Raw genomic sequence first — 17,790 nt, forward strand, 5'->3', positions numbered from 1 at the left:
AAACGAAGGTCATCAATCGCCGCGTTGAATTCTTGATAAAATTCAAGATCGTAAGCATTGGTTTTATTGATGTGAAGATGGATTTCCGCGATCCCGTTATCTTTTACCACCGTTAAATTTTTCTTTTCAATTGCCACTGTTTCTGACATGAATATTCCTCCTCTAATTTTATGTTTTTATAACTTTCGTTTATTAAATATAATATAATTAATTTTCTGATATTTTTCAATATTAATTATATATTATTTTAACGATATTTTAAAAAACATAATATTAAATTCCAAACAGATTTAACGGTTTGCTTCCAATATAGGAAACAACACTTTTTGTTTCTGTATAAAGGTTTAATGTTTCAAGGGCAAGTTCCCTTCCAAACCCTGACTGCTTGTATCCCCCAAATGGAGTTCCAGGAAACGCTGAAATCGGGGAATTCACCATTACAATCCCTGCACGAATGCGTGCAGCCACACGATGCGCCCTTCCGTGATCTTTCGTCCAAATGGCGGATCCTAATCCGAAAATCGTATCATTTGCTTGACGAATGACCTCTTCTTCGTCGTTAAATTTCATCACCACAACTACGGGACCAAAGATTTCTTCTTGAGCAACTCTCATATCATTTGTGACATTTCCTATAATAGTCGGCATGTACCAATACCCTTTTTCAAACTGCTCTCCTTCTGGAACTCTGCCCCCATAGAGGATTTCTCCGCCTTCTTCTACTGCCAGTTTCACGTATTGGTCGATAACTTGCTGATGGCTTTTTGAGATAACAGCTCCCATGTGAACACCTTTTTCAAACGGATTTCCCACTCGAATGCGGGAAGCTTTTTCGATAAATTTTTCCATAAACTCATCGTATATGCTTTCATGAACAAACAAACGGGAACGAGCTTCACAAGATTGCCCTGTATTATAGAAAATGCCGTAAAGGGAGCCATTCACAGCAGCTTCCATATCACAATCATCAAAAACGATGTTCGGCGATTTTCCGCCCAATTCCAAAGTGACTCGTTTTAAAGTATCAGAGGCACGTCTCATAATATCTTTACCTGTTTCCGTTTCACCGGTAAATGCCACTTTATCAATTCCTGGATGTGCTGTCATGTACGGGCCGATTTCAGAACCGCTTCCGGTGATGACGTTTATCACACCTTCCGGAACACCGGCTTCGTGACAAATCTCCGCCAACATATAGGCTGTAATTGGGGTATAACTTGCTGGTTTTAGCACGACGGTGCATCCCGCTGCCAGAGCCGGGGCAACTTTCCAAGCAGCCATCATTAACGGATAATTCCAAGGAATAATTTGCCCGCATACACCAACAGGCTCTTTGACCGTGTAATTAAAGAAACCGTTTGGAACTTGATTCGTATCGCCTTGTAACGTAATTGCAGCAGCTGCATAAAACTCAAAGTCCTCGATTGCTTGCATAATTTGTCCTTTTGCTGCGTCTACCGTTTTCCCGCTGTTTAACACCTCTGCATAAACCAAATCTTCCAATCGCTCTCTCATGATGTTTGCGATGTTATTTAAAATACGTGCTCTTTTTGCTGCGGTCATTCTTGGCCATTTTCCGGATTCAAAAGCAGTACGAGCTGCTTGAACCGCTTTGTCCACATCTCCTTTTGTTGCCTTGGCAACCGTTGCAATCACCTCTTCTGTTGCAGGATTCAATACTTCAAAAACTTCACCGCTGCTGCTATCTACATATTGTCCGTTAATAAATAATTGGTAATGTTTTCTTATTTCCATCGATCTCATCCTTCTTTATATTTTTTCCATCATTGTCGCGATTCCGTGATCGACACCAACACATATCATAGCCAGCCCACATCTGAAGATCACATTTTCCACAAAAAAAGATCGACTGGATTTCTGATGAGCAATTCTTTGATTACATGGGCGGCCAAACAGATTACACCTCCTTGTTTGTCTCTTTTTCTTTTTGCCATCGTATAAACTCGAAAACACTTTTACATTGATGACAGTAATATTGAGAAACTAATTGGGCAGTACCAAAAATGGACAATTTCGTCACATCGGTTGAATCGCAAAACGAACAGTGTACGGCCTCTTGGCTCGGCACCATCGACACCTCTTTTACCTAAATATTATGTTTTTATTGCTATCGTATATTTAACATAATATTAATAAAAAAGCGTTCGTTCTGTCAATAATTAAACCGAAAATAAAAAATATTATTTATTTTCATATAATTAATGATGAATTATCGACCTATAAACAAGAACGGATAACAACCGGTGAAAACTGGTCATCGCTCAGTCCATTTTGCTAAATGCTACCTATCCAAAAAGACAAGCCCTGGTTTCTTACCAACCAGGGCTTTCTTACATCAAACTACCCGCTGATGCTCATTGAAATGCCAATCTTCTCGTGGGAGTATGATAAAAATATCTGTCACCTTTTGCGAATACCGAATAAACACGAGGAACGACAGTTATAATTTTATATAATATTAAAAATATTTTAAATATAGGTACAAATATTTTTTATAAAGCTTATAACGATACATTCTGCTGACTAGATGCGACGTCTTCGATAGACACAAATTCCTCAGATATTGGACGAATTTTCTTTGCACCTGCTAAGAAATAGTAAATGCTTCCCGCGCCAAATACGAACAAAATTACAGAGATTAATGGAATTTTAATTCCGAAGAGAGGGAGATCTGTAGTTAACACACTATACTTTAATACGCAAAAGAACGAAATAATACCCAAAAAGAGTGCTATTCCCGGAACAACTGGATAGCTTACCTTGAAAGGTCGTTCCATATGAGGCTCTTTTTTCCGCAATACAAACAGCGATATGAGACTCAAACAATACATGGTAATCGAACCAAATACAGATAAGATAATCAAAGCATTGGCAAAGCTAGCAGAACCAGCACTAATTACTCCTATAATACCAGGTACAATTAATCCCCAATGTGGAACTCCTCTTTTTGATAAGTTAGAGAGGAATCCAGGCAGATATCCCGCTCTGGCTAATGCAAACGTTTGTCTGGAGTAACCAATGATGATGCCATGCAGGCTTGCTATTAACCCAAACAAACCAATAATGGCGACCGTTTTTGGTAAAATATTGTTTTCGCCGTAAACGCCAGCTAAAGCTTGTGGAAGCGGATAGTCAGCAGGTTTTCCTTCTCCTCCGCCGAGCCCGGCTGTTACAAGCAATGTAAGAACCGTTGCAGTTGCTAATGTCAAAATACCGGAAATAAATCCTTTTGGTATATCCTTTTTAGGATTACGAACTTCTTCTGCTGCCATCGCTCCTCCCTCAATAGCAAGGAAAAACCAAATGGCGAAAGGAATAGAGGCAAATACTCCTGTCCAACCGTTAACAAATGACATGTCATTAAATATCGCTGAGCTGTTTACATGGGGCAGTCCCGCAACGTAGTAAATACTTAAACCGATCAACGCTAAAATAGTAGCAACAAGCTCAATGATTGCAGCTCCTTTTACCCCTATTAGATTAATTAAAATAAAAAACGAAAAAACAGCTACTGTAGCATACACAGCGTTAATACTTGGAATTAAAAAGTTAATGTAGGCTCCAGTCGCAACAGCAATGGCAGGCGGAGCAAAAACAAATTCAAGTAAACAGGCTAATCCCGTCATAAACCCCATATAAGGGCCCATCGCTTTTCTTGCATAGGCGGATGGTCCTCCAGCGTGTGGAATGGATGTAGAGAGTTCTGAATAGCTAAATATGAAAGTCGTATAAAAAATAGTGACAATAATCGCGGCAATCGCTAATCCTATCGTTCCACCTTGCTCAAATCCGTAATTCCATCCGAAATACTGGCCTGAAATCACCATTCCTACTGCAATTCCCCATAAATGGATTGGTTTTAACTCTTTGTGTAAATGGTTATTCGTATTATTTGCCATTCTATCCTTCCCCCTTCAAATTACCACTATAGTTCTAGACGAACTCCACTTGCTTTCTGGTCAATCATTTTCCGTAAAACCGTACCGATATAGGCACCAGCTTCAACAGGAGGAGTGCCTCCTGAATGAATATTAGAAATCACAGTTCTCTCCGACTCTACCGTTCCTTTTCTCGGTCTATAGCACATATAGGCACTCATAGAATTGGCAGAAACAAGACCTGGTCTCTCTCCAATTAAAAGAACAAGAACCTCCGGCTGCAAAATCTCACCGATATGATCCATGCACGCCACTCTTCCACCTTTTACAAAAAAAGGAGTTCCTTGCGTTAACCCATTTACTTCTAATGAATCCAACAACGCTGGATAAATGTCTCTAAGATTTGCCTCAATCGCACTCGCACTTAATCCATCTGAAACAACGATTTGTACTTGAGGCTTTTTCACACATTTTTCTTGGATCATTTTGACTGCCTCTTCTGTAAGAACCCTACCTTTATCCGGTCTCTTTAAATAAACCTCTTTATTTTCATAACAAGTTTCTACTGTAAATAAATTAAATTCTTTAAGTAAACTATCAAGTACTTCTCCGCTAACAGCATCAACAGCTGCAGCATGATCAAGTTGTAATTTTAAAATTGTTTTTGTCAATGGGCGTGTTCCTGTCCTCCACACCCCTATACGTGCAGGAGTTACTTTTCGTAATTCGTCAATTCCTTCAGGAAATTTTGGATTTGGGACATGAGTTAACCAATCAACCGCGGTGTAATGAAAACTTTTTTCGTCTTCTTTTTTATCGATTTTGTCTTCTGATTGCTGAGATATTCTAGTTTGTAATTCCATCATCACTTTCTCAATAATTTGCTGAATATCCACTTGATTCATTTCACATACCACCACCTTTATAGCTTATAAAAATAAAGTAGGATCGCCAGCTATCGATGTTAACCTTCCGTTCTCCATAATTCCCATCTTTTCTAGCCAGCGCTCAAATTCTGAAGCTGGTCGCATGTGAAGCAATTCTCTTAGTGTAGCAATGTCATGGAAGCTAAGAGATTGATAATTTAGCATACAATCATCCGCCATAGCCACACCGATTAAGAAGTTGACACCCGCTGCAGCCAGCAGGACTGCTAAGTTCTCCATATCATTTTGATCAGCCTTCATATGATTGGTGTAACAAACATCCACTCCCATCGGCAAACCATGAAGTTTTCCCATAAAATGATCCTCAAGTCCTGCACGAATCACTTGTTTACTGTTATATAAATACTCGGGCCCGATAAAACCCACTACTGTATTCACTATAAACGGTTTATATCGCTTAGCCAGCCCATAGCATCTAGCTTCTAACGTTAATTGGTCAATACCATGATGAGCATCTGCTGACAGTTCTGATCCCTGTCCTGTTTCGAAATACCATACATTCGGACCAGCGGCTGTTCCTTCTTTTAAAATCAGTTCATTTGCTTCGTCTAGCAATTCCACACTAATGCCAAACGCTTTGTTTCCTAGTTCTGTACCTGCCAAACTTTGGAATAACAAGTCTGCTGTTCCTCCCTGTTTAATCGCCCTCATTTGCGTTGTTACATGTGCTAAAACACAATTTTGCGTTGGAATGTTCCACTTATCCATTAACTCCTTTGTCATATTTAAAATCGCCTTCACACTGTCTGCTGTATCAATAACCGGATTAATTCCAATGACCGCATCCCCAATGCCGTAACTCAATGCTTCAAAAATCGCTGCCTTTATTCCTTGCAAATTATCATTAGGGTGATTAGGCTGTGCTCTCCCTGCTAATCGCCCTTTTTGACCGATCGTTGTGTTACAACGTGTTTCGACTGTGATTTTTGATGCTGCTTGGATCAAATCCAAATTTGTCATAATCTTTGTTACTGCGGCGATCATCTCACTTGTTAATCCTCGGCGAATATGAGTGATCTCATTGTTCGTTACATTCGGTAATAAAAGGTATTCGCGAAGTTCCGCAACCGTCCAGTTTCGAATTGATGCGTAAATTTTTTCGTTAACCCCTTCTTCGATGACACGTGACACCTCATCTTCTTCCGGCGGCAAAAGAGGATTATTTCGAATATCGGCAAGAGTTAACTCTGATAAAACATGTCTTGCTGCAATACGCTCTTGTGCATCTTCCGCATGAATCCCTGCTAGCTGGTCACCTGATTTTTCTTCATTCGCTTTTGCCATAATTTCTTTCAAACTTTTAAATTGATAAGTTTTTCCCATTAATGTGATCGTTGTTTTCAAATGGAATCACCTCCTAATTTTTCATAAAAGCTAATGTTTTGATGACTACAGGAACCATACTTTGATTGATGGTTTCTCCTATATCAATGTAGTCACCTTGTTCGACTACAACTTGATCAATCGAAATGATATCTACTTTATTGTTAGATTGAAGCACTAGCAATTGTCCGAGTGCTTTCGCAATATCGTTTTCACAGATGACTACCAAAACAGGATTCCTCGGAAAGTATTTTTCATAAAGTGAAAATAATATCTTCGCTACTTCTTTTAATGCTGCATAGGAACAATAAGAAATTCCCCGAATATGAATGGCAAAAGGAATTTCTTGTTCCCCTTGAAAGTATTGCTTCCACTCGATCATCTCCTGTTTAATTTGCTCATACACATAATCTCTGTTTTTTATTTGTTCATTGTCTAGCTCAATCATCATGATTGGTAAATTACGGATTGGTAGACGTGACGAGGCAACATGTATAGTAGCCCCACTAATTTCTGTGCTTTGCATCCCAGCCCCGATTACGGTTGCCCGAGATGTTTGCGTTGCTTTTATTAGCTTTAAGGAGTAATTTTCAATCGCCTTTGCTACTTCGTGGGCAAGCAGCGGGCCGATATCTCCATAAACAGCCGTATCATAGATCGTTTTTGGGGCTTCTTTTTCAAGCAACTGGCCAATTCCCCCGGAAATCATCACCTCATCGATAGGAGGAATCACTTGAAAACTTGTGCTGTGAATTAGCGAATCATCCAACCGAATCGGTTTCTGACCGGTTAACGAATTCAGCATATCTTTGCACATTTCTTGGACAATCTGCTGTATTTCTTTAAAACCAATTTTTTTCTTTACCTGCAGTTGATAATTTTTTGAATGCAACCATGATTGAATAGATGGGGATATAAACGTAATTTCACCATTCTGATCTAATTCGATTAATCTTCCACCAACATGATAGGTAATGGTACCTAACACTTTCCCCCTCCGAAAAAGTGCAACATTCGCTGTTCCCCCACCAATATCAATGTTAGCAACCGTTCCTTTCACTTCTTTAGATCGCAAAAAAGCACCAGAACCTTTACCGGCAAGCAACGCCTCCAAACTAGCGCCAGCAATGGCAACGACAAAATCACCCGATTTTTCGGCTAAATAATGTAGGATGCTCTCCGCATTTTTTTTCGTCGCGGTTTCGCCGGTTATGATCACAGCGCCAGATTTTACTTCTGATACATTCACTCCTGCCTTTTTATATTGCTCTTCAAGCCATCCCGCGAGAGTTTTTAAATCAATTTCATCCCGCTTCTCTTTTAACGGTGTTGAGTACATAGGGCTTTCATACACAATTTTTCTCTCAACAATTTCGTAGCGAGGCAATGAAAAATGACTGGATACTTTTGCATATTTTAAATGACTGACAATAAATTTTGTCGTACTTGTTCCGATATCGATTCCCACACTAATAATCGATTGACCTTCCACTCTACTCACATCCTAAAAATCCTGCGTTTCAGTTATTTGCAACCGATTCCCGTATTTTTCAAGAATTTTTTCAGCCAATTTAAACATAGAAATACGGTGTTCCATACTCTTTTTTCTCATCCATTCATAGGCTTTTTCTTCTGTACAAGAAAATCTCTTCATTAATTTTCCTTTTGCCTTTTCAATGATTTTTCGTTCTTCTATTGACTTTTTTAATAGCTGAATGTCTCTTTCTAACAATTGAAATTGCTCCTGTTGGCTCTTAGCAATTTCAATGGCTAGAATTAAATCCTCTTCCGAAACAGGTTTTACTAAATAACCGGTTACTCCTGCTTCTTTCGCATCATTCACAAGCTCACGTTGACTATATGCTGTCAGCAAAATAACAGCTGATTGTTTGAAATTTCTGATGATTCTAGTTGCTTTTATGCCATCCATTTTCGGCATTTTTATATCCATAATGACAATATCTGGTTTGAACTGATATACTAAATCAATTGCTTCCTCACCATTTTTCCCTTCGCCTATCACTTCATATCCCGCTTGTATAAGTATTTCCTTGATATCCATGCGAGTAATTGGATCGTCATCAACAACAACCAGTTTTAACTTACTCATGTCATTAGCCCCTCCTTCGGAAGCGGAAAAGTGATGGTCACTTTTGTCCCGGGATGATTGTTTTCAAATTCTAAAATCCCTTCTAAATCTTCGGAGATGAGCGTCTGGCATATTTGAAGTCCAAGGCGTCCTTTTTGTTGTGCTTTTTCGAGATCAAATCCCACACCATCGTCTGTTACAGTAAGGCTTACAATTTGATTTTGTTCTTTCAAATAAATTTGGATGAATCCCTCATCACGGTTTACAAAAGCGTGGTTAATTGCGTTTTGCACTAATTCATTAATGACAAGTGCTAAGGAACTGGCCTTTTGAGAAGGTAAATAAAGCGAACAGCCATCAACCTGAACCATAATCTTTTGTTCTGATTGTTTCATGGAGGAAATAATGGTATTTGATACTGATTCAATCACTTCTTTGCATTCAATCATATCCGTTCCTTCTAAAGAAAGAACTTCATGAACAATTGAGATGCTCGTAATTCGATTGATGATTTCACGGAAAATTTTTTCAACTTCTTGGGAGTCTATTCGCCTCATTTGCAATCGCAGCAAACTCGCAATCGTTTGTAAATTATTTTTCACACGATGGTGAATTTCCCTAATAACAGCTGATTTTATCATCAATTGCTTTTCTTTCTCTTTTAACTCCGATAAATCTCGCAAAAGAAGTACTCCTCCTACTGTTCGGTTATTTCGTTGAATCGAGACAGCTTTTAACTGAAGAAAGCGTTTTCCTAATTGAAATTCATGAAAAAACATTCCTTTTTGTATATCAAGTTCTTCTTTCATCATTGAACCAAACGGTAAGGAATCCACTTTCTCACCAACTAAATGGCCATTTGCTTCAAACATTTCTTTCGCTCGGTCATTGGCGAATGTTATATGATAATCCCGGTCAAATAATAGCAGTCCTTCATGCATTAAATCTGGAATCGCAGCTTCTGACATGGCTACATGATAAAGAGTTTCACTTAATTGTTCGGTTGTTTCCATTAGTAGCTCCACGTTTTTTTCTTGTTGTACTTGTTCGGTAATATCTTGTTCCATAATTAATACACCGATTGTCTTTCCAAATTCATTTTGAATGGGCATCACATTTTGCTGCATGCTCACATTTTCTTGGGAGACCCCTCGTGATCCGATAACGGGCTTCCCAGTTTTGAAGCAAAAGAATACTCCAGGTTCGTTTTCCTTATAAGCAATTTTCCCAACAACCGGTTCGCTGTAGAGTGATTTGCCCGTCATCGGATGAGCTTCAGCGACAACGATCGCTTCTTCTTCTCCCGGTAGTAAACAATCAATAAACACATCCGCTTGCGATAAATCAGCGAACAATTGTAAATACTTCGATATCTCTTCTATAATTTTGATATCTTTTTTTCTTAAGAAAGAAGCCAACGCAGATACCTCCAGCATCAAGTTTCTACAACTCCCCTTCTTTTAAGTTAGTATTTTTATTCTTTCATTTTTTGAACAAGCAGTAAAGAAAGCTTTCTAAACAGAATTTACGAAAGATACGATAAAATTCGTTCTTTTAATTCCATTATTCCTGCGAGAGTAACAGAAGAAGTAAAATAGATGTCTCCTATAGGTAATACAGTTCTTAAAAGTCGGGTTGCTGTCTCGATATCTGCGTTAGGATGATCGATTTTTGTTATTACTCCAATAGGTGTTAGAGGAAATCCAGATGCAAAATTCGGAGGTAAAGTAGAATCTTTTCGTGTAGCATCTTGAATAATTAATAAAACTTTTGCCTCTAGGGCTGTCGCCATTAATGTTCGATAATACATTGGATTCTGGCTGTATTCCCCTGGGGAATCGATAATCCAATTTGCATATTCAAGAGCCTGTGTTTTTTTGGCAGAGGAATGTTCCTCACCAAGTAACCTTTTCGCCAATGTAGACTTTCCCGAGCCAACCGGTCCAATAATAAGCACTTTTCCTCTTTTCATGACCTTGTGATCTCCGCAGTTGAAAATTTTAAAGTTTTCACAAAAAACTCATTTATATTTTGTATTGCTGTCTCTACATTAGAAACACTTCCAACAATCACCAAAGAACCTGTAAAACGGTCTAAGTAGCCAATCTCTACATCTGCCGATTTTGTAGCAATATCCGCAGCGATAATGGCAGTCTCTGTCGGAGTAACCGTTAAAATTCCAATGGCTCCGGCTTCGTTTATACCAAGGCGTGTATATAATGATTCATCAGGATTGGCAATAATATGAGCTAAGTTTAATTGCTTGCCGGGTACATATTCTTGAATAACGCGCTCTTTTTTCTCCATGCCATCTCTCCTTATTATTTGCGGTATTCAAAAGAATCTACAATCCCTACAACAACTGCATCAACAGGAGAGTCCTTACTGATTAATATTCTAGCGGAGCTTCCTCTTGAAACAATGACTGTTTCTCCATGCCCTGCCCCTATGCGGTCCGCACATATCACTTGTGTGCCTGCATCTGTTCCATCAGCATGAATGGGCTGAACTAGTAAAAGTTTTAAATTGTCCATTCCTGCCTCCTTTTGCGTCGCCCAAACACTTCCGACCACTTTTCCAAGAAACAAGAGGATCACCCCTGCACAAATTTGACATCAATCTTCTTTTCATTTAATATGTCTTTTGCTTTTGGTGTAATTAATACCTTCTTATCGACTATCAGTGAGTCATTTTCCTTCAAATGATACTCTACCCAGTCTGCTGTTACTACGTTTCCTTGAAAGCTTTTTCCTTTGTTCACATCTGATGAAATTGTTTCATAACCTTTCAATTTTTCTAAAATTGTCCTATATATTTCCCTTTGCTTTGTAAGGATAATTCCCATGTTCTTTAAATCTTCTTTATATTGAATGAAGAGTTTTTGATAAGCGGGCGGCAGTGATAATTTTTTTAATGTTCTTCGATCGGAGCGCTTAATCCCTGGAACATCTTCACCGATGATAACCGGCTTTCCTAAAGTTAATGCAGAAAATACGATTTCCGCTTTAACCGAGCCTTTTAGTCCAAGAGATATTCTTGCTGCATTATCTAAATCAATTTCTGGAATCACTATCGCATCATATTCTTTAGGAAGTTCTAAAGGAGCAGGGGCAAATTCGTCTGCTGCGATCACCTTCGTGGATCCTGTCGACTCAATTTGATGAAGACCAAGCCAAGCAGACGTCTCTCCATCTAAGAATAAGAAATCATAGTCAATTTCTTCATTATTTAGTTGTATAAACTGATCTGTAAATAGTTCGTGAGCGGAACTATCACAAAAAACGAACAACACCTTTTTACGTTCTTTTTTACTGGTTTTTGCTTTTTCTAAAAGGTCGCGCACAATCGTCTCCACTAATGTCTTTAACTCTAAATTCATGTCGTGACCCATTTCATCACCTCTAAGCCCTTGCGCTAAAAAGTTCCCCGTTTTTTCCGATTACTTTGACAAAATCACCCGTCCTTAAGTTTGCGGAATTTGCCTCGTCGGTATCAATATGGAAATCAAGAGTAAATCTCTCATTTACTCGAACAACGACTTCTGGAAAAACAACCGGTCGATCAGATATAGCTTGAACCATAAGTCGATCACCGTCTTTCACTTTGAACTCCTTCGCATCATCTGGAGACATATGAACATGGTTTTTTGCAACAATAACACCTTGTGAAATCGTGATAGAGCCAACTTTTCCAACGATTGTAATACCAGGTGTCCCTTCAATGAAACCGGAAAGCCGCACGGGTGGATGAATCCCAAGTGTAAAACCATCAGAACGCGAAATTTCTACTTGGGTTAACTCTCTTGCAGGACCTAAAACCCTTACTCTGGATAGGACACCTTTAGGACCAACAAGTATCACTGTTTCCTCTGCGGCAAATTGTCCAGGCTGTGAGAGTGGGCGGTACGGTGTTAATTCATATCCTTTTCCAAATAGAACTTCCACATCATGAGGCGAAAGATGAACATGCCGATTAGAAACCCCTACCGGAATTCTCCATTCCTTTGTTTGAACGATATTTTGATTGGAGTTACTGCCCATCACTTCAATTTTTATTCCACGGTCACGCAAAAAGTCTCGGGCAGCGGGCGTCAACCGGTGTTGATGTGAAATGAAATAAGGATTTGATAACGTTCCCTTTAACATTTCTGCTCTTAAATGTGTTTCTGTAATCACCATCATTTACTTCTAACCTACTCTCCTACTTTAGGAAGAAGAAGTTCAATATCTGTGTGAGGACGTGGGATTACATGAACAGAGATTAATTCCCCAACCTTTTCAGCTGCTGCAGCACCAGCGTCCGTTGCTGCCTTTACCGCTCCAACATCTCCTCTTACTAAAACTGTTACCAGTCCGCCGCCCACTTGCACTTTTCCGATTAACTTGACGTCTGCAGCTTTTACCATTGCATCCGCTGCTTCAATTGCTCCAACCAACCCTTTTGTTTCAATCATTCCAAGTGCCGAATATTCTCTTGCCATGTTGAATAACCTCCTTAAAATTTTATAAGATTATCCGTTTATTTCATTTCTGCAAGGATTCTCTTAACAATCTCCGTAATCTCTTCCCTGCTGATTGTTAAATTCCCGCCTTGATCCATGGAAACGTTCTTTTCCGTTTCAGAAACTTCTGTTATTTTGGCTGACTGTAAAATTTCGCTCTTTGTAGTATTGTTCATTTCCCTTATGCCAAATGCCACTCGTTTTACATTCATCAAATGCTGTGGCCCAATGTTATCAGATGTAATATTGTTTCCGTAAGAGCCACATCCAAGAGTCAAGGATGGAAAAATTCCTGTTGTTGCTCCTATTCCGCCAAATGTCGTTCCAGAGTTTACCACAATTCTTGAAGACGGTTGCTTTAACGCAAACGCTTTGATTACTGCATGATCTTGACAATGGATCCCGAATGTATGCCCCAATCCGCCTGTCTCTAATAATCTAATACAGACATCGCATCCTTCCTCCCAGCCATCTACTGTATACAAAGCTAAGATAGGGGAGAGTTTTTCAATCGCAAAAGGAATGTCTTTTCCAATTTCTTTTTCTTCTCCAACTAAAACTTTTACATCTGAAGGAAAAGATAAACCTGCCATCTTACCGATTGTTTGAGGTGATTTTCCAACAATTTTTGGATTTAAAGCTCCTCCTGTGAGTATGACAGATTCTACTCTCTCTTTTTCCATTTCCGACAATAGATACGCACCGTATTTTTTGAGTTTATCGATAAAAGCTTGTTTTATCTCTCTTTCTACGACAACCGCCTGTTCTGAAGCACAAATGGTGCCGTAATCAAACGATTTGCTTTCAATGATATGCCGTGCCGCCTGATCCAAATCAGCGCTTGTATGGACATACACAGGAACATTTCCTGGCCCCACTCCGTAGGCAGGCTTCCCAGAACTGTAAGCCGCCTTCACCATTCCGGGCCCACCAGTTGCAAGAATTACATCTGTTAATTTATGTGACATTAGTTCTCTCGTTCCCGGCAAAGATGGATATTCCATACACTGAATAATATTTTTTGGTGCTCCAGCCTCTTGTGCGGCTTTTGCCATGATCTTCGCAGCTTCTAATGAACACTTCAGCGCTGAAGGATGAGGACTGAAAACAATTGCATTTCGTGCTTTTACCGCAATAAGAGATTTAAAGATGATGGTAGACGTCGGATTGGTGGAAGGAACGACTCCAGCGATAACACCGACTGGCTCCGCTATTTCCCAAACTTGTTTATTTTCATCAGTACCTATAATTCCAACGGTTTTCATATCTTTAATAGCCGCATATACTTCTTTCGCTGCAAAAAGATTTTTTGTCGTTTTATCTGTTTCATTGCCAAATCCAGTTTCCTCTGTAGCCATTCGTGCTAAAAAGCTCGCATGTTTTTCCGCCTCTAAAGCCATATTTTCCACAATTCGATCAATCTGTTCCTGCGACAATTCTGCTAATTTTTTCTGTGCTTCTCTAGCTTTTTGGAGAAGATTTCGTGCTTCCTGAATCGATAGTAAATCAAAATCTGCCATCATCGTTTAACAATCACCTCCTTGATCGTTATTCATATTTTTCTCTTCTGGCAATCGACTGTTTTCTATACTCTCTGTTTTCATTTTTTTCTTTCTTTCTCGTTTTTTTATTGGGTTTCCAATCAAATGACGGATAACATTTTCATCAGGACGAGGGATCACATAAGAAGCACGGTACTCTCCAATCTCCTTTGCTTTCTGTACTCCTGCTGAAACCGCTTCCTTTACGGATGCTACATCACCGATAAAATAGACCGTTACAATCCCTGCATCAGGTTTCTGGTATGTAACAATTCGAATATCGGCTGCTTTTACAGCTTCATCAGCCGCAGCAATGAGCGAAGTCAACCCTACCGTTTCAATCATACCGAGTGCATGATAAGAATTTTTCATTGTAACGATCCCTCTTTTCTAAAAAGATTTATGAGGGTGCCGGGCAACATTTTGCACTGCCTCCGCAAAAGCTTGTGCAGCTGCTGTACATGCAGATTGGCTTCCAGTTAATAATCCGCCTCCAAAATTTGTTTCAGTCGGGGGCGCATACAATTCGCAAATTTTCACGTCAGATGCCTTTAATGCCGCATCTAACCCATACATCGCTTCAAGGGGGGGCGCTATTAAGTAAGCTAATGGCTCACCCGGTTGAATCCCGGCAATTTTGGATAAGTAACTGCCCGTTCTCGATATTGTGTACGCATAATACGCGTGACTTCCTTCCTCATTTAACGAATAAAAACATGGTCCATTTTCAATCATTTCAAATACTGCTTCTAATCCACTCCTTACATCAGAAGGGTTTTCTCCCCCCAAAATGCCAATAAACTCACCAGAGAGCGGACCCGATGCGTGAGCAGAACCTGCATAGAAAGATTTCGCATACACTACTTCTACCGCTGCCTTTTTGGTCGCTTCATCTAGGACAGTATAACCAACATCATCAATCGTTAATGTGACTAAGGCAAGACTTCTTATATGGGCTGCTAAATTTAATTTGTTTGCTAAACCAGGATCAACATTGGAGATGATTCGACTCGCTAGCACTTTCGCCCGAATTGGCTCTCCTATCACAACATTTTCACCTCCCCAAAACAAAAAGGTGCCTTGTACAGAGAAAAACTCTGCACATTTAGGCACCTTTGCCTGTGATTATGAACTTGTAAAAATACTCATTTTGTTTGATCATATTTTTCTCATAATTAATGTTATTTACATATCCTCATCTTGTCAATATATTTTTTGAATAATACAAAAATAGCAAAAATATTTTACATAAATTGTCATAACAATAATTACGTGACAAATTTTGTACGATTAATTTCAAGCTGTATTTGTGAAGGGCGCTTGAAAAAACAAGGAAACATAATTATAGCAAAATCCTAACTATACTTGAGCAAATGCACTAAATATAAATTTACAATCAAACAAAAAAAGGCGAACAGTGGCAGGCACTGTTCGCCAAGATGTCCCCCCCTTAGAAATGAACTCTTGTTTCTTTTCGCAAATGCTTCATTATGTGCTATTCTTAATGATGGAAAAAGAAAAAACAGAAAAGGTGTTTTTGATGAAATCATACATAGTCGTTGGAGGCGGAATTTTAGGAGCGTCTACCGCTTATCACCTGGCAAAAGAAGGAGCTGCTGTAACGTTAATAGACAGAGGAGACAAAGGCCAAGCAACGGATGCTGCGGCTGGAATTGTTTGTCCATGGGTTTCCCAGCGCCGAAATAAGCTTTGGTATCGTTTAGCGAAAGGCGGAGCGAAATTTTATCCTACTTTAATCGAGGAACTGAAATCCTATGGTGAAACGGAAACAGGATATGAGCGTGTAGGAGCAATCTGTCTCCATACAGATGAAGAAAAGCTGCAAAAGATAGAGGAAAGAGCATTACAACGTCGTGAAGACGCACCGGAAATGGGCGAAATTACGCGGCTGTCTCCGGAGGAAACAAAAGCGCTATTTCCGCCATTAGCAGAGGAGTTTAGCTCCATTCATGTTAGTGGCGCTGCCCGCGTCAATGGAAGAGCACTTCGCGACTCTTTAGTTCGGGCAGCGCAAAAGCTTGGGGCTACTTATATCAGAGGAAACGCAACACTTATCCATGAAGGTGTTCGGGTCATCGGTGTTGAAGTCGAAGGAAGACCATATGCAGGAGATGCAGTCATTGCAACGGCTGGCGCGTGGTCAAAAGAGCTGCTTCTACCGTTAGGCATTGAATTTTTAGTGGTGCCGCAAAAAGCACAAATCGTCCATCTTGAAAGACCAGAACAGGATACAGACAACTGGCCTGTTGTCATGCCGCCAAGTAATCAATATCTCCTTGCCTTTCAAAATGGCCGTATCGTTGTCGGCGCAACTCATGAGGATGAGGCTGGCTTCGATTGCAGAATAACGGCTGGCGGTTTGCACGAAATATTGGACAAAGCCTTAACCGTAGCTCCAGGGCTGGCAAATTGTACCCATCTTGAAACAAGAGTTGGTTTTCGTCCATACACTCCTGGGTTTCTTCCGGTCTTTGGAGCGCTTCCAGGTTTTAGTGGCATCTATGTGGCCAACGGATTAGGCGCATCCGGACTGACAGCTGGTCCTTACTTAGGTTCTGAACTGGCCAAGCTCGTGCTCGGAAAACCAACAGAATTAGACCCTCTTGACTATGATGTCGCTGGCGCCATTAAAAAAATAGAATAAAACCCCCGAAGTCGATAAGAGTCATGCGCGAATCCCCCTCTCGCCTATATTGGCATCATGTAGAGGGGGCTTTTTAAAGGAAGTTTGGTGTTTTCGTATTGCATATCAACGATGCAGTCGCGACAACACCCCGTTCAAACACGCAATCGTAATTCGTTTTCGATCCGGTTGTCGTCATTATAGCTCCTCTATCTTTCGCCGAATTTGGGCAATTTCCCTGCTTATTTCATGAAAAAGTTCATCTGCAGTCGCATCAATATGTGCCTCGATTTGCCGCAAGTCCCTGTATATCAATTCATACGCTGCCCTCGACTCTCCCTGCCAATACGGAACATACTCCTCATTTGCGCGATAAAAGCCACAGGTGCCTTGATGAAACTCCTCGATCGCTTCTTTGACTTGCCCCTGATAGGACTCAAGGCAATCGATCATCGTCCCGTAAGCCCTGTGTTCCACTTCTTTTTCGATCGATTCCCATAAAGACGACACCTTGATTTCCTCTCCCCCATTTACACACTATACAAATGGTAACATAAGGATAAATCATGATATATTCCTGTTTTGCCAAATGCCATCAGGACTTTTTCCTTATCGATGATTCTGCTATGCGAAACATGTCAAAGTCCCTTCGTAAATTACCTTGTTTCATACAACTCGGTCATCATGTTGTACAAGCCGGTGATACATTATGGACAATTGCACAAATGTTTGTAGTTTTTATTTATCGTTCCCACCTAAAATAAATCATAAATGAAATGACAATGTAATTTTTCAGTAAACGGGGTGTAAAAAAGTTGCGTTAAAATAAAGAAGGGACAAACTATA

The 17,790-nt window shown here is 39.9% G+C and carries 19 protein-coding genes and 1 pseudogene; 1 reads left to right on the forward strand and 19 read right to left on the reverse strand.

All coding sequences use genetic code 11. The features are described from left to right. From HT574_RS20045 to eutL, 18 genes and pseudogenes are all read right to left on the reverse strand, one after another. A pseudogene (locus HT574_RS20045) lies at positions 1 to 149 on the reverse strand (enoyl-CoA hydratase/isomerase family protein); the annotation flags it as partial. Between the two features lie 124 nt (positions 150 to 273). Beyond that, complete coding sequence (locus HT574_RS15850; RefSeq protein ID WP_175245356.1) at positions 274 to 1,755, reverse strand: aldehyde dehydrogenase family protein; 1,482 nt, start codon at positions 1,753 to 1,755, stop codon at positions 274 to 276. A 163-nt stretch (positions 1,756 to 1,918) separates the two neighbouring features. Then, positions 1,919 to 2,092, reverse strand: coding sequence for a PaaD-like zinc ribbon domain-containing protein (locus HT574_RS20660; protein WP_430758500.1), 174 nt, complete (start codon positions 2,090 to 2,092; stop codon positions 1,919 to 1,921). Positions 2,093 to 2,522: 430 nt separating this feature from the next. Next, positions 2,523 to 3,920, reverse strand: coding sequence for an ethanolamine permease (gene eat / locus HT574_RS15855; RefSeq protein ID WP_175245357.1), 1,398 nt, complete (start codon positions 3,918 to 3,920; stop codon positions 2,523 to 2,525). Positions 3,921 to 3,946: 26 nt separating this feature from the next. Continuing rightward, complete coding sequence (gene eutC, locus HT574_RS15860) at positions 3,947 to 4,804, reverse strand: ethanolamine ammonia-lyase subunit EutC (RefSeq protein WP_175245358.1); 858 nt, start codon at positions 4,802 to 4,804, stop codon at positions 3,947 to 3,949. A gap of 24 nt (positions 4,805 to 4,828) precedes the next feature. Then, positions 4,829 to 6,190: an ethanolamine ammonia-lyase subunit EutB gene (locus HT574_RS15865; protein WP_175245359.1), complete on the reverse strand. Its 1,362-nt coding sequence runs from the start codon at positions 6,188 to 6,190 to the stop codon at positions 4,829 to 4,831. A gap of 13 nt (positions 6,191 to 6,203) precedes the next feature. Further along, the gene (locus HT574_RS15870; protein WP_309138308.1) at positions 6,204 to 7,670 is read right to left on the reverse strand and encodes an ethanolamine ammonia-lyase reactivating factor EutA; all 1,467 of its coding nucleotides are present in this window, start codon (positions 7,668 to 7,670) and stop codon (positions 6,204 to 6,206) included. A gap of 3 nt (positions 7,671 to 7,673) precedes the next feature. Beyond that, positions 7,674 to 8,279 (reverse strand): ANTAR domain-containing response regulator, encoded by a 606-nt coding sequence (locus HT574_RS15875; RefSeq protein WP_175245360.1) that lies wholly within the window; start codon positions 8,277 to 8,279, stop codon positions 7,674 to 7,676. Further along, complete coding sequence (locus tag HT574_RS15880; protein ID WP_254698704.1) at positions 8,276 to 9,676, reverse strand: sensor histidine kinase; 1,401 nt, start codon at positions 9,674 to 9,676, stop codon at positions 8,276 to 8,278. Before HT574_RS15880 ends, HT574_RS15875 begins: the two co-directional genes overlap by 4 nt. A 107-nt stretch (positions 9,677 to 9,783) precedes the next feature. Then, positions 9,784 to 10,230: a EutP/PduV family microcompartment system protein gene (locus HT574_RS15885; protein ID WP_175245361.1), complete on the reverse strand. Its 447-nt coding sequence runs from the start codon at positions 10,228 to 10,230 to the stop codon at positions 9,784 to 9,786. Next, positions 10,227 to 10,565 (reverse strand): ethanolamine utilization microcompartment protein EutS, encoded by a 339-nt coding sequence (eutS, locus tag HT574_RS15890; protein ID WP_017435941.1) that lies wholly within the window; start codon positions 10,563 to 10,565, stop codon positions 10,227 to 10,229. The genes HT574_RS15885 and eutS overlap by 4 nt, the downstream gene beginning before the upstream one ends. 14 nt (positions 10,566 to 10,579) lie before the next feature. Continuing rightward, positions 10,580 to 10,846 carry a EutN/CcmL family microcompartment protein gene (locus HT574_RS15895; protein ID WP_081162505.1) on the reverse strand — a complete coding sequence of 89 codons (267 nt, stop codon included), beginning with the start codon at positions 10,844 to 10,846 and terminating at the stop codon, positions 10,580 to 10,582. 5 nt (positions 10,847 to 10,851) lie between these two features. Beyond that, a complete protein-coding gene (locus HT574_RS15900; RefSeq protein WP_175245362.1) occupies positions 10,852 to 11,649 on the reverse strand; it encodes a hypothetical protein in 798 nt (265 codons plus the stop codon). 10 nt (positions 11,650 to 11,659) lie between these two features. Next, positions 11,660 to 12,439: a phosphate propanoyltransferase gene (gene pduL, locus HT574_RS15905; RefSeq protein WP_175245363.1), complete on the reverse strand. Its 780-nt coding sequence runs from the start codon at positions 12,437 to 12,439 to the stop codon at positions 11,660 to 11,662. Between the two features lie 11 nt (positions 12,440 to 12,450). After that, positions 12,451 to 12,738 carry a BMC domain-containing protein gene (locus tag HT574_RS15910; protein WP_175245364.1) on the reverse strand — a complete coding sequence of 96 codons (288 nt, stop codon included), beginning with the start codon at positions 12,736 to 12,738 and terminating at the stop codon, positions 12,451 to 12,453. 38 nt (positions 12,739 to 12,776) lie between these two features. Continuing rightward, entirely contained in the window at positions 12,777 to 14,282 is a 1,506-nt protein-coding gene (locus HT574_RS15915; protein WP_175245365.1) for an acetaldehyde dehydrogenase (acetylating), read from the reverse strand. Between the two features lie 3 nt (positions 14,283 to 14,285). Then, positions 14,286 to 14,672 carry a BMC domain-containing protein gene (locus HT574_RS15920; RefSeq protein WP_175245366.1) on the reverse strand — a complete coding sequence of 129 codons (387 nt, stop codon included), beginning with the start codon at positions 14,670 to 14,672 and terminating at the stop codon, positions 14,286 to 14,288. An 18-nt stretch (positions 14,673 to 14,690) separates the two neighbouring features. Further along, entirely contained in the window at positions 14,691 to 15,344 is a 654-nt protein-coding gene (eutL, locus tag HT574_RS15925) for an ethanolamine utilization microcompartment protein EutL (RefSeq protein ID WP_175245445.1), read from the reverse strand. A gap of 496 nt (positions 15,345 to 15,840) precedes the next feature. Between eutL and HT574_RS15930 the strand changes: the two genes are divergently transcribed. Beyond that, a complete protein-coding gene (locus tag HT574_RS15930; protein ID WP_175245367.1) occupies positions 15,841 to 16,965 on the forward strand; it encodes an NAD(P)/FAD-dependent oxidoreductase in 1,125 nt (374 codons plus the stop codon). Positions 16,966 to 17,142: 177 nt separating this feature from the next. Here the strand turns inward: HT574_RS15930 and HT574_RS15935 are convergent, their stop codons facing one another. Next, on the reverse strand, positions 17,143 to 17,454 hold the full coding sequence (locus tag HT574_RS15935) for a DUF5082 domain-containing protein (protein ID WP_175245368.1): 312 nt from the start codon (positions 17,452 to 17,454) through the stop codon (positions 17,143 to 17,145). Positions 17,455 to 17,790: the final 336 nt, after the last annotated feature.

Source organism: Parageobacillus sp. VR-IP, from assembly GCF_013357975.1.
In the GTDB taxonomy this organism is placed as follows: domain Bacteria; phylum Bacillota; class Bacilli; order Bacillales; family Anoxybacillaceae; genus Saccharococcus; species Saccharococcus caldoxylosilyticus.